The 13,160-nt window shown below is 56.1% G+C and carries 10 protein-coding genes and 1 tRNA gene; all 11 read left to right on the plus strand.

What is annotated here, in order from left to right:
• Positions 1 to 13 precede the first annotated feature (13 nt).
• The 11 genes from K5Y35_RS10525 (at position 14) to rpsG (ending at position 13,157) form a co-directional block, all read left to right on the plus strand.
• Positions 14 to 89, plus strand: a tRNA-Trp gene (locus K5Y35_RS10525).
• 45 nt (positions 90 to 134) lie between these two features.
• Positions 135 to 503 (plus strand): preprotein translocase subunit SecE, encoded by a 369-nt coding sequence (gene secE, locus K5Y35_RS10530; RefSeq protein ID WP_064589465.1) that lies wholly within the window; start codon positions 135 to 137, stop codon positions 501 to 503.
• A 9-nt stretch (positions 504 to 512) separates the two neighbouring features.
• Complete coding sequence (nusG, locus tag K5Y35_RS10535; protein ID WP_007957598.1) at positions 513 to 1,046, plus strand: transcription termination/antitermination protein NusG; 534 nt, start codon at positions 513 to 515, stop codon at positions 1,044 to 1,046.
• A 117-nt stretch (positions 1,047 to 1,163) separates the two neighbouring features.
• Positions 1,164 to 1,595 carry a 50S ribosomal protein L11 gene (gene rplK, locus K5Y35_RS10540; RefSeq protein ID WP_003228756.1) on the plus strand — a complete coding sequence of 144 codons (432 nt, stop codon included), beginning with the start codon at positions 1,164 to 1,166 and terminating at the stop codon, positions 1,593 to 1,595.
• Positions 1,595 to 2,290: a 50S ribosomal protein L1 gene (gene rplA, locus K5Y35_RS10545; RefSeq protein ID WP_024014523.1), complete on the plus strand. Its 696-nt coding sequence runs from the start codon at positions 1,595 to 1,597 to the stop codon at positions 2,288 to 2,290. The genes rplK and rplA overlap by 1 nt, the downstream gene beginning before the upstream one ends.
• A 199-nt stretch (positions 2,291 to 2,489) precedes the next feature.
• Positions 2,490 to 2,990, plus strand: coding sequence for a 50S ribosomal protein L10 (gene rplJ / locus K5Y35_RS10550; RefSeq protein WP_003228752.1), 501 nt, complete (start codon positions 2,490 to 2,492; stop codon positions 2,988 to 2,990).
• A 74-nt stretch (positions 2,991 to 3,064) separates the two neighbouring features.
• Positions 3,065 to 3,430 (plus strand): 50S ribosomal protein L7/L12, encoded by a 366-nt coding sequence (gene rplL, locus K5Y35_RS10555; protein WP_007962228.1) that lies wholly within the window; start codon positions 3,065 to 3,067, stop codon positions 3,428 to 3,430.
• A gap of 221 nt (positions 3,431 to 3,651) precedes the next feature.
• Positions 3,652 to 7,725 (plus strand): DNA-directed RNA polymerase subunit beta, encoded by a 4,074-nt coding sequence (gene rpoB, locus K5Y35_RS10560; protein ID WP_123467463.1) that lies wholly within the window; start codon positions 3,652 to 3,654, stop codon positions 7,723 to 7,725.
• A gap of 64 nt (positions 7,726 to 7,789) precedes the next feature.
• Positions 7,790 to 11,989 (plus strand): DNA-directed RNA polymerase subunit beta', encoded by a 4,200-nt coding sequence (rpoC, locus tag K5Y35_RS10565; protein WP_007962225.1) that lies wholly within the window; start codon positions 7,790 to 7,792, stop codon positions 11,987 to 11,989.
• 215 nt (positions 11,990 to 12,204) lie between these two features.
• Entirely contained in the window at positions 12,205 to 12,576 is a 372-nt protein-coding gene (gene rpsL, locus K5Y35_RS10570; protein ID WP_003186084.1) for a 30S ribosomal protein S12, read from the plus strand.
• Positions 12,577 to 12,683: 107 nt separating this feature from the next.
• Complete coding sequence (gene rpsG, locus K5Y35_RS10575) at positions 12,684 to 13,157, plus strand: 30S ribosomal protein S7 (protein WP_016772941.1); 474 nt, start codon at positions 12,684 to 12,686, stop codon at positions 13,155 to 13,157.
• The last annotated feature ends 3 nt before the right edge of the window (positions 13,158 to 13,160 follow it).

A 13,160-nucleotide genomic window follows, 5' to 3' on the forward strand; every position in this document is an offset into this window, starting at 1 on the left:
CTGATTTTGTTTTAGGTCAGTAGCTCAATTGGCAGAGCGACGGTCTCCAAAACCGTAGGTTGGGGGTTCGATTCCCTCCTGACCTGCCAGATTCACTCGGTGTGTCTGGCTTTCTTTTCACAGGATCTTCATAGATGACTCCTAAGGCTGAAGCTCAAGGCTCTCGCTTCGATCTGCTCAAGTGGCTTGTAGTAGTCGCTTTGGTGGTTGTTGGCGTTGTTGGCAATCAGTATTACGCTGCTTCGCCGATCCTGTACCGTGTACTTGCTTTGCTTGTCATTGCTGCTGTAGCTGCCTTTGTAGGCCTGCAGACTGCTAAGGGCAAGTCTTTCTTTGTACTGGTTAAGGAAGCTCGCACCGAGATTCGTAAAGTCGTGTGGCCAACTCGCCAAGAAACCACGCAGACCACGCTTATTGTCGTGGCTGTTGTTCTGGTTATGGCGTTGCTGTTGTGGGGGCTTGATTCCCTGCTCGGTTGGCTTGTTTCCTTGATTGTCGGCTAAGGGTGTCCCGTGGCTAAGCGTTGGTATGTTGTGCATGCTTACTCGGGTTACGAGAAGCATGTGATGCGCTCGCTGATCGAGCGCGTAAAGCTAGCTGGCATGGAAGATGGCTTCGGCGAGATTCTAGTTCCCACTGAAGAAGTGGTTGAGATGCGCAATGGCCAGAAGCGCAAAAGCGAGCGAAAGTTCTTTCCAGGCTACGTGCTGGTTCAGATGGATATGAATGAGGGTACTTGGCACTTGGTCAAGGACACTCCTCGCGTGATGGGTTTTATCGGCGGTACTGCTGATAAGCCAGCGCCTATTACGGATAAAGAGGCGGAAGCAATTCTGCGTCGCGTTGCTGATGGTAGCGACAAGCCTAAGCCGAAGACGTTGTTCGAGCCAGGTGAGACGGTACGTGTCAACGACGGTCCATTCGCCGATTTCAACGGCGTTGTTGAAGAAGTTAACTACGAAAAGAGCCGGATCCAAGTGGCGGTGCTCATTTTCGGTCGCTCTACTCCGGTGGAGCTGGAGTTCAGTCAGGTCGAAAAGGTCTAACTGGGCAAGCATCCCAACCCCACAGCCCAAGGCTGTGGGGTTTTGTCGTCACTGGGATAAACGCGCAAGTAACCGGGGAGCCTTTCGAGGCGTTCGAACCCGTAATTGGAGTGCCTCATGGCCAAGAAGATTACCGCTTACATCAAGCTGCAAGTGAAGGCCGCTCAGGCTAACCCAAGTCCACCTGTTGGTCCTGCTCTGGGTCAGCACGGCGTGAACATCATGGAATTCTGCAAGGCCTTCAACGCCCGTACTCAGGGTCTTGAAGCAGGTCTGCCGACTCCAGTGATCATCACTGTCTACAGCGACCGTAGCTTCACTTTCGAAACCAAATCCACCCCTGCTTCGGTTCTGCTGAAGAAGGCGGCAGGTCTGACCAGCGGTTCCGCTCGTCCGAACACCGTTAAGGTCGGCACTGTTACCCGTGCTCAGCTGGAAGAAATCGCGAAAACCAAAAACGCGGATCTGACTGCAGCTGATATGGATGCAGCCGTGCGTACTATCGCCGGTTCTGCTCGTAGCATGGGCCTTAACGTGGAGGGTGTGTAATGGCTAAGCTGACCAAGCGTCAAAAGGCTATCGCCGGCAAAATCGAAGCAGGCAAGGCCTACAACATTGTAGACGCTGCTGCTCTGCTGGCTGAGCTGTCGACTGTCAAGTTCAGCGAGTCGTTCGACGTTGCTGTAAACCTGGGTGTAGACCCACGTAAATCCGACCAGGTTGTTCGTAGCGCTACTGTGCTGCCACACGGCACTGGCAAGACCGTTCGCGTAGCCGTGTTCACCCAGGGTCCAGCTGCCGAGGCCGCTCTGGCTGCCGGCGCTGACCGTGTAGGTATGGACGATCTGGCTGCCGAAATGAAAGGCGGCGACCTGAACTATGACGTAGTGATTGCATCCCCGGATGCCATGCGCGTTGTAGGTCAACTGGGTCAGATCCTCGGTCCACGTGGCCTGATGCCTAACCCGAAAGTCGGCACCGTAACTCCAGACGTCGCTAACGCGGTTAAAAACGCCAAGGCTGGTCAGGTTCGTTATCGCACCGACAAAAACGGCATCATCCACACTTCCGTTGGCAAGATCGGCTTCGATGCCGTCAAGCTGAAGGAAAACGTTGAAGCCCTGATCGCTGATCTGAAGCGTATCAAGCCAGCTTCCTCGAAAGGCATTTACGTCAAGCGCGTTACCCTGAGCACCACCATGGGCCCAGGTCTGGTTATCGACCAAAGCTCGCTCGACGCGTAAGACAAAAATTGGCGCGATTTGATCGCGCCAGTTGAAAGATTGGGGTCCCTGCCTGGCGGGGGCTATCCAAGACCGTAGGCGGCGCAAGCCTTAAACCACAAGCCTACGCAGATGGTGCTCCCGGTTCCTTACCGAATCAGACACCAAAACGACATTCGGTTTCGACCGAGTGAAACGGTAACAAGCAGGAGTTAAACCCGTGGCAATTAATCTCGAAGACAAGAAGGCCATCGTCGCTGAAGTCAACGAGGCTGCCAAAGTCGCTCTGTCCGCTGTCGTGGTTGATGCCCGTGGCGTAACAGTAGGCGCAATGACCGGACTCCGTAAAGAGGCTCGTGAAGCTGGCGTTTACGTACGTGTTGTACGTAACACCCTGCTCAAGCGCGCTGTTGCTGACACTGAATACAGTGTCCTCAACGACGTGTTCACCGGCCCGACCCTGATTGCATTCTCGAACGAACATCCGGGCGCTGCTGCCCGTATCTTCAAAGAGTTTGCCAAGGGTCAGGACAAGTTCGAGATCAAGGCAGCTGCGTTCGAGGGCAAGTTCCTCGCAGCTAATCAGATCGACGTACTGGCAACTCTGCCGACCCGTGACGAAGCAATTTCTCAGCTGATGAGCGTGATTCAAGGCGCTACCAGCAAATTGGCTCGTACTCTGGCGGCAATTCGCGACCAGAAAGAAGCTGCCGCAGCCTAAGGCTCGTCAACTTCTCGCGTTTTTTGTTTATTTCGATGGTCGCGTAGGCCGTCCCCCAATTCAGGAATTGAGTCATGTCTCTGACTAACGAACAAATCATCGAAGCAATCGGCCAGAAATCCGTAGTGGAAATCGTTGAGCTGATCAAAGCGATGGAAGAAACCTTCGGTGTTACCGCTGCTGCTGCTTCGGCTGGCCCAGCTGTAGCTGCTGCTGCTGTTGAAGAGCAAACCGAGTTCAACGTTGTTCTGCTGGAAGCTGGCGAGAAGAAGGTTAACGTGATCAAGGCAGTTCGTGAACTGACCGGTCTGGGCCTGAAAGAAGCCAAAGAGAAAGTAGACGGCGCTCCTCAGGTTGTAGCTGAAGGCGTTTCGAAAGAAGCTGCTGAAGACGCTAAGAAGAAGCTGGAAGAAGCAGGCGCTAAAGTCGAACTGAAATAAGTATCGACTTTGCTCCTCCAGCCCGAGCGTCAAGCGACAGGCTGATGGCTGGTGGCTCTTGCCACCGGCCTTTTTCCGTTATTGGCAGCCGACTGGGTCGGTGCTGATAAAGGCGCTGTAACCACCCGATGCGGTGGCGCAAACCATGGGGTTTGCACGATTTTCTGGCTGCTCCCGTCGGGAGGGGCCAAACAAGCAGGTGACCAAGCTGGGGAACGCTGATGGCTTACTCATATACTGAGAAAAAACGTATCCGCAAGGACTTTAGCAAGTTGCCGGACGTCATGGATGTGCCGTACCTCCTGGCCATCCAGCTGGATTCGTATCGTGAATTCTTGCAAGCGGGAGCGACTAAAGATCAGTTCCGCGACGTGGGCCTGCATGCGGCCTTCAAATCCGTTTTCCCGATCATCAGCTACTCCGGCAATGCTGCGCTGGAGTACGTCGGTTATCGCCTGGGCGAACCGGCATTTGATGTCAAAGAATGCGTATTGCGCGGTGTAACTTTCGCCGTACCTTTGCGGGTAAAAGTGCGCCTGATCATTTTCGACAAAGAATCGTCGAACAAAGCGATCAAGGACATCAAAGAGCAAGAAGTCTACATGGGCGAAATCCCATTGATGACTGAGAACGGTACCTTCGTAATCAACGGTACCGAGCGTGTTATCGTTTCCCAGCTGCACCGTTCCCCGGGCGTGTTCTTCGACCACGACCGCGGCAAGACGCACAGCTCCGGCAAACTGTTGTACTCCGCTCGCATCATTCCTTACCGCGGTTCGTGGCTGGACTTCGAGTTCGACCCGAAAGACTGCGTCTTCGTGCGTATCGACCGTCGTCGCAAGCTGCCGGCCTCGGTACTGCTGCGCGCGCTCGGTTACACCACCGAAGAAGTGCTGGACGCGTTCTACACCACCAACGTATTCCACGTTAAAGGCGAAGGCCTGAGCCTGGAGCTGGTGCCTCAGCGCCTGCGCGGTGAAGTCGCTGTCCTCGACATTCAGGACGACAAAGGCAAGGTGATTGTTGAGCAGGGCCGTCGTATTACTGCCCGCCACATCAACCAGCTGGAAAAAGCCGGGATCAAAGAGCTGGATGTGCCTCTGGACTACGTCCTGGGTCGCACGACCGCCAAGGTCATCGTGCATCCGGCTACCGGCGAAATCCTGGCAGAGTGCAACACCGAGCTGTCGACCGAAGTCCTGGCGAAAATTGCCAAGGCCGGTGTCGTTCGCATCGAAACTCTGTACACCAACGACATCGACTGCGGTCCGTTCGTCTCCGACACGCTGAAGATCGACTCCACCAGCAACCAATTGGAAGCGCTGGTCGAGATCTATCGCATGATGCGTCCAGGCGAGCCGCCAACCAAGGACGCTGCCGAAACCCTGTTCAACAACCTGTTCTTCAGCCCTGAGCGCTATGACCTGTCTGCGGTCGGCCGGATGAAGTTCAACCGTCGTATCGGTCGCACCGAGATCGAAGGTTCGGGCGTGCTGTGCAAGGAAGACATCGTCGCGGTACTGAAGACTCTGGTCGACATCCGTAACGGTAAAGGCATCGTCGACGACATCGACCACCTGGGTAACCGTCGCGTTCGTTGCGTCGGCGAGATGGCCGAGAACCAGTTCCGCGTTGGCCTGGTGCGTGTTGAGCGTGCGGTCAAAGAGCGTCTGTCGATGGCAGAAAGCGAAGGCCTGATGCCGCAAGACCTGATCAACGCCAAGCCAGTGGCTGCGGCGGTGAAAGAGTTCTTCGGTTCCAGCCAGCTGTCTCAGTTCATGGACCAGAACAACCCGCTGTCCGAGATCACCCACAAGCGTCGTGTTTCTGCACTCGGCCCTGGTGGTCTGACTCGTGAGCGCGCAGGCTTTGAAGTTCGTGACGTACACCCGACTCACTACGGCCGTGTATGCCCGATCGAAACGCCGGAAGGTCCGAACATCGGTCTGATCAACTCCCTGGCGGCTTACGCTCGCACCAACCAGTACGGTTTCCTGGAAAGCCCGTACCGAGTGGTGAAAGAGGGTGTGGTCACCGACGAGATCGTGTTCCTGTCCGCCATTGAAGAAGCCGATCACGTGATCGCGCAGGCTTCGGCGACCATGAACGACCAGAAAGTCCTGATCGACGAACTGGTAGCCGTACGTCACCTGAACGAATTCACCGTCAAGGCGCCGGAAGACGTCACTTTGATGGACGTTTCGCCGAAGCAGGTAGTTTCGGTCGCAGCGTCGCTGATTCCGTTCCTCGAGCACGACGACGCCAACCGTGCGTTGATGGGTTCGAACATGCAGCGTCAAGCTGTACCAACCCTGCGCGCTGACAAGCCGCTGGTAGGTACCGGCATGGAGCGTAACGTAGCCCGTGACTCCGGCGTTTGCGTCGTGGCTCGTCGTGGCGGCGTGATCGATTCCGTCGACGCCAGCCGTATCGTGGTTCGTGTTGCTGATGATGAAGTCGAAACCGGTGAAGCGGGTGTCGACATCTACAACCTGACCAAATACACCCGCTCGAACCAGAACACCTGCATCAACCAGCGTCCGCTGGTGAGCAAGGGTGATCGCGTTCAGCGTAGCGACATCATGGCCGACGGCCCGTCCACCGACATGGGTGAACTGGCGCTGGGTCAGAACATGCGCATCGCGTTCATGGCATGGAACGGCTTCAACTTCGAAGACTCCATCTGCCTGTCCGAGCGTGTTGTTCAGGAAGACCGTTTCACCACGATCCACATTCAGGAACTGACCTGTGTGGCCCGTGACACCAAGCTTGGCCCAGAAGAAATCACTGCGGACATCCCGAACGTGGGTGAAGCTGCACTGAACAAGCTGGACGAAGCCGGTATCGTTTACGTAGGTGCTGAAGTAGGCGCAGGCGACATCCTGGTGGGCAAGGTCACTCCGAAAGGCGAGACCCAGCTGACTCCGGAAGAAAAACTGCTGCGTGCGATCTTCGGTGAAAAAGCCAGCGACGTTAAAGACACCTCCCTGCGCGTGCCAACCGGCACCAAAGGTACTGTCATCGACGTACAGGTCTTCACCCGTGACGGCGTTGAGCGTGATGCTCGTGCACTGTCGATCGAGAAGTCCCAGCTGGACGAGATCCGCAAGGATCTGAACGAAGAGTTCCGTATCGTTGAAGGCGCGACCTTCGAACGTCTGCGCTCCGCTCTGGTAGGCCACAAGGCTGAAGGCGGTGCCGGTCTGAAGAAGGGTCAGGACATCACCGACGAAGTACTCGACGGTCTTGAGCATGGTCAGTGGTTCAAGCTGCGCATGGCTGAAGATGCTCTGAACGAGCAGCTCGAGAAGGCTCAGGCCTACATCGTTGATCGCCGCCGTCTGCTCGACGACAAGTTCGAAGACAAGAAGCGCAAACTGCAGCAGGGCGATGACCTGGCTCCAGGCGTGCTGAAAATCGTCAAGGTTTACCTGGCAATCCGTCGTCGCATCCAGCCGGGCGACAAGATGGCCGGTCGTCACGGTAACAAAGGTGTGGTCTCCGTGATCATGCCGGTTGAAGACATGCCGCACGATGCCAATGGCACCCCGGTCGACGTCGTCCTCAACCCGCTGGGCGTACCTTCGCGTATGAACGTTGGTCAGATCCTTGAAACCCACCTGGGCCTCGCGGCCAAAGGTCTGGGCGAGAAGATCAACCGGATGGTCGAAGAGCAGCGTAAAGTCGCTGAGCTGCGTACCTTCCTGGACGAGATCTACAACCAGATCGGCGGTCGTAACGAAGATCTGGACAGCTTCTCCGATCAGGAAATCCTGGATCTGGCGAAGAACCTGCGTGGCGGTGTTCCAATGGCCACCCCAGTGTTCGACGGCGCCAAGGAAAGCGAAATCAAGGCCATGCTGAAACTGGCAGACCTGCCGGAAAGCGGCCAGATGCAGCTGACTGACGGCCGTACCGGCAACAAGTTTGAGCGTCCAGTTACCGTTGGCTACATGTACATGCTGAAGCTGAACCACTTGGTAGACGACAAGATGCACGCGCGTTCTACCGGTTCGTACAGCCTGGTTACCCAGCAGCCGCTGGGTGGTAAGGCGCAGTTCGGTGGTCAGCGTTTCGGGGAGATGGAGGTCTGGGCACTGGAAGCATACGGTGCTGCTTACACTCTGCAAGAAATGCTCACAGTGAAGTCGGACGATGTGAACGGCCGTACCAAGATGTACAAAAACATCGTGGATGGCGATCACCGTATGGAGCCGGGCATGCCCGAGTCCTTCAACGTGTTGATCAAGGAAATTCGTTCCCTCGGCATCGATATCGATCTGGAAACCGAATAACACGTGACGCGAATCGAGAGCGGGGCAGGATTGCCCGCTCTCTGCTCCGCCAGGAGGAAAGGCCTTGAAAGACCTACTGAATTTGCTGAAAAACCAGGGTCAAGTCGAAGAGTTCGACGCCATCCGTATCGGATTGGCCTCGCCTGAGATGATCCGCTCGTGGTCGTTCGGTGAAGTTAAAAAGCCGGAAACCATCAACTACCGTACGTTCAAACCTGAGCGTGACGGTCTGTTCTGCGCCAAGATCTTTGGCCCGGTAAAGGATTACGAGTGCCTGTGCGGTAAGTACAAGCGCTTGAAGCACCGTGGTGTGATCTGCGAGAAGTGCGGCGTTGAAGTTGCACTGGCCAAGGTTCGTCGTGAGCGCATGGCGCACATCGAACTGGCTTCGCCGGTAGCCCACATCTGGTTCCTGAAATCGCTGCCGTCCCGTATCGGCCTGCTGATGGACATGACCCTGCGTGATATCGAACGCGTTCTCTACTTCGAGAGCTATGTCGTTATCGATCCAGGCATGACCACCCTTGAAAAAGGTCAGCTGCTGAACGACGAGCAGTACTTCGAAGCGCTGGAAGAGTTCGGTGACGACTTCGACGCCCGCATGGGTGCAGAAGCTGTCCGTGAACTGCTGCACGCTATCGACCTGGAACACGAGATTGGCCGTCTGCGTGAAGAAATTCCGCAAACCAACTCCGAAACCAAGATCAAGAAGCTGTCCAAGCGTCTGAAGTTGATGGAAGCCTTCCAGGGTTCCGGCAACCTGCCAGAGTGGATGGTCCTGACCGTTCTGCCGGTTCTGCCGCCAGATCTGCGTCCACTGGTCCCGCTGGATGGCGGTCGCTTCGCGACTTCCGACCTCAACGATCTGTATCGTCGAGTGATCAACCGTAACAACCGTTTGAAGCGTCTGCTGGATCTGTCCGCTCCGGACATCATCGTGCGCAACGAAAAGCGTATGTTGCAGGAAGCGGTCGATGCACTGCTCGACAACGGTCGTCGTGGCCGCGCTATCACCGGTTCGAACAAGCGTCCTCTGAAATCCCTGGCTGACATGATCAAGGGTAAGCAGGGTCGTTTCCGTCAGAACTTGCTCGGTAAGCGTGTTGACTACTCCGGCCGTTCGGTAATTACCGTAGGCCCGACCCTGCGTCTGCATCAGTGCGGTCTGCCGAAGAAGATGGCTCTCGAGCTGTTCAAACCGTTCATTTTCGGCAAGCTGGAAATGCGTGGTCTGGCGACCACCATCAAAGCGGCCAAGAAAATGGTCGAGCGCGAACTGCCAGAGGTTTGGGACGTTCTCGCTGAAGTGATTCGCGAACACCCGGTTCTTCTCAACCGTGCACCGACCCTTCACCGTCTGGGTATCCAGGCGTTTGAACCGGTACTGATCGAAGGTAAGGCTATTCAGCTGCACCCGCTGGTCTGCGCCGCGTACAACGCCGACTTCGACGGCGACCAAATGGCCGTGCACGTACCGCTGACGCTGGAAGCCCAGCTTGAAGCGCGTGCGTTGATGATGTCGACCAACAACATTCTGTCGCCAGCCAACGGTGAGCCAATCATCGTTCCGTCGCAGGACGTTGTATTGGGTCTGTACTACATGACTCGTGAAGCGATCAACGCCAAGGGCGAAGGTCGTGTATTCGCGGATCTGCAGGAAGTTGACCGTGTGTTCCGTGCTGGCGAAGCCGCACTGCACGCCAAGGTTAAAGTCCGTATCAACGAAACCGTCAACGACCGTGACGGCAACAGCGTGAGCGGTACCCGTATCGTCGACACCACTGTCGGCCGTGCGCTGCTGTTCCAGGTTGTGCCAAAAGGTCTGTCGTACGACGTCGTCAACCTGCCAATGAAGAAAAAGGCGATCTCCAAGCTGATCAACCAGTGCTACCGCGTGGTTGGTTTGAAAGAGACCGTGATCTTCGCTGACCAGTTGATGTACACCGGTTTCGCTTACTCGACCATCTCCGGCGTTTCCATCGGTGTTAACGACTTCGTTATCCCGGACGAAAAAGCCCGCATCATCGGTGCAGCCACCGACGAAGTGAAAGAGATCGAGAGCCAGTACGCCTCCGGCCTGGTAACCCAGGGCGAGAAGTACAACAAAGTGATCGACCTTTGGTCGAAAGCGAACGATGAAGTTTCCAAGGCGATGATGGCCAACCTCTCGAAAGAGAAAGTCATCGACCGTCACGGCGACGAAGTCGACCAAGAGTCTTTCAACTCGATGTACATGATGGCCGACTCGGGTGCGCGGGGTTCCGCAGCACAGATTCGTCAGCTGGCCGGTATGCGTGGTCTGATGGCCAAGCCGGACGGTTCCATCATTGAAACGCCGATTACTGCGAACTTCCGTGAAGGTCTGAGCGTACTCCAGTACTTCATCTCGACTCACGGTGCTCGTAAAGGTCTGGCGGATACCGCGTTGAAAACTGCGAACTCCGGTTACCTGACTCGTCGTCTGGTAGACGTGGCGCAGGATCTGGTTGTAACCGAGATCGATTGCGGCACCGAACACGGTCTGCTGATGACTCCGCACATTGAAGGCGGTGACGTTGTAGAGCCGTTGGGTGAGCGCGTATTGGGTCGTGTTATTGCCCGGGACGTATTCAAGCCAGGCACCGAGGACGTTATCGTTCCTGCCGGTACTCTGGTAGACGAGAAGTGGGTTGAATTCATCGAGCTGAACAGCATCGACGAAGTGATCGTGCGTTCGCCGATCAGCTGCGAAACCCGCTATGGCATTTGCGCCAAGTGCTACGGCCGTGATCTGGCTCGCGGTCACCAGGTGAACATCGGTGAGGCGGTCGGCGTTATCGCTGCCCAGTCCATCGGTGAGCCGGGTACCCAGCTGACGATGCGTACGTTCCACATCGGTGGTGCGGCAAGCCGTACTTCCGCAGCCGACAGCGTTCAGGTGAAGAATGGCGGTACTGTCCGTCTGCACAACCTGAAACACGTTGAGCGTGTGGATGGTCACCTGGTTGCTGTGTCCCGTTCCGGTGAGCTGGCAATCGCTGATGACTTCGGTCGTGAGCGCGAGCGTTACAAGCTGCCGTACGGTGCCGTGATTTCGGTTAAAGAAGGTGACAAGGTCGACGCTGGCGCAATCGTGGCCAAGTGGGATCCGCACACTCACCCGATCGTTACCGAAATGAAAGGTACCGTGACCTACGTGGGCATGGAAGAAGGCATCACGATCAAGCGTCAGACTGACGAATTGACCGGTATGACCAACATTGAAGTACTCGACGCGAAAGATCGTCCAGCTGCGGGCAAGGAAATCCGTCCTGCAGTGAAGATGGTCGACGACAACGGCAAGGATCTGTTGCTGCCAGGCACTGACGTTATCGCTCAGTACTTCCTGCCAGCCAACGCCCTGGTCGGTGTGGCGGATGGTGCGAAGATCGCGATCGGTGATGTTATCGCGCGTATCCCGCAAGAAACTTCGAAGACCCGTGACATCACCGGTGGTCTGCCGCGTGTTGCCGACCTGTTCGAAGCTCGTCGTCCGAAAGAAGCGTCGATTCTGGCTGAAGTCAGCGGCACCATCGCGTTCGGTAAAGAGACCAAAGGCAAGCGCCGTCTGGTTATCACCCCGAACGACGGTAGCGATCCGTATGAAGAGCTGATTCCGAAGTGGCGTCACCTGAACGTGTTCGAAGGCGAACAGGTAAACCGCGGCGAAGTTATCTCCGACGGTCCGAGCGATCCGCACGACATCCTGCGTCTGCTGGGTGTGAGCGCGCTGGCCAAGTACATCGTTAACGAGATCCAGGACGTTTATCGTCTGCAAGGCGTGAAGATCAACGACAAGCACATCGAGACCATTCTGCGTCAGATGCTGCGTAAAGTTGAGATCTCCGAGTCCGGCGATTCCAGCTTCATCAAGGGCGACCAGATGGAACTGACTCACGTACTGGTAGAGAACGAGCGTCTGAACGCGGAAGACAAGTTTGTCTCCAAGTTCACTCGCGTTCTGCTGGGTATTACCAAGGCGTCGTTGTCGACCGAATCGTTCATCTCCGCGGCTTCCTTCCAGGAAACCACCCGCGTACTGACCGAAGCGGCAGTCACCGGCAAGCGCGATTATCTGCGCGGCCTGAAAGAAAACGTGGTCGTGGGTCGTCTGATCCCGGCCGGTACCGGTCTGGCTTATCACAGCGAGCGCAAACGCCGCCGTGATGCTGACAAACCGTTGCGCGTAAGCGCCAGTGAAGTGGAAGCTGCACTGACCGAAGCGCTGAACTCGAGCGGTAACTGAGTTCTGCGATAAATGAGCTGAGGCCCTGATCGCTCCGTTCGTCGAATCGAGACAAATTGTCAAGGTTCGACGGGCGGGGAGGTCGGGGCCTTGCCTTGACTGGGGGCAAGATCCTCTTTAGACTCTTGATCCCCTAAATTTGGCGGGAATTCGTTCCTGCCATTTTGCTTTTCTTGCAAGACAATAGCGTCGCAAGACAACAGTGGAGCTAGTAGATGGCAACTATCAACCAGCTGGTACGTCAGCCGCGTAAGCGTATCGTCGAGAAATCCGACGTACCTGCGCTGCAGAACTGCCCGCAACGTCGTGGCGTGTGCACCCGTGTGTACACCACTACGCCGAAAAAACCTAACTCGGCACTGCGTAAAGTATGCCGTGTGCGTCTGACCAACGGTTTCGAGGTTTCCTCGTACATCGGTGGTGAAGGCCACAACCTGCAAGAGCACAGCGTGGTACTGATCCGCGGCGGTCGTGTAAAAGACTTGCCAGGTGTTCGTTACCACACCGTTCGCGGCTCCTTGGATACTTCCGGCGTTAAAGGCCGTAACCAGGGTCGTTCGAAGTACGGTACCAAGCGTCCGAAGTAATCGGTCGTTTTGCAGATTTTTATTTTATTGAGTCGATAAGAGTAAGGTCGGGCACGCATCCATCGGATCTGTCCCGAGCTAACCTGAAGACCGCTTGAGGGCTTATCATGCCAAGACGTCGCGTAGCAGCAAAGCGTGAGATTCTGGACGATCCGAAATACGGAAGCCAGATCCTCGCCAAATTCATGAACCACGTTATGGAAAGCGGCAAGAAAGCCGTTGCCGAGCGTATCGTTTATGGTGCCCTGGAAACCGTTGCGGCTCGTAAGGCCGGCACCGATCCCCTGGAACTCTTCGAAAAAGCACTCGACGCCATCGCTCCGCTGGTCGAAGTGAAGTCGCGCCGCGTTGGTGGTGCTACTTACCAGGTTCCGGTCGAGGTTCGTCCTTCCCGTCGTAACGCTCTGGCAATGCGCTGGTTGGTAGACTTCGCCCGTAAGCGCGGCGAGAAGTCTATGGCTCTGCGCTTGGCTGGCGAGCTGCTGGATGCTGCTGAAGGTAAAGGTGCTGCTGTTAAGAAGCGTGAAGACGTGCACCGTATGGCCGAAGCTAACAAAGCTTTCTCGCACTACCGCTTCTAATTT

The sequence above is a fragment of the Pseudomonas sp. SC3(2021) genome (assembly GCF_019856535.1).
GTDB classification, from domain to species: Bacteria; Pseudomonadota; Gammaproteobacteria; order Pseudomonadales; family Pseudomonadaceae; genus Aquipseudomonas; species Aquipseudomonas monsensis.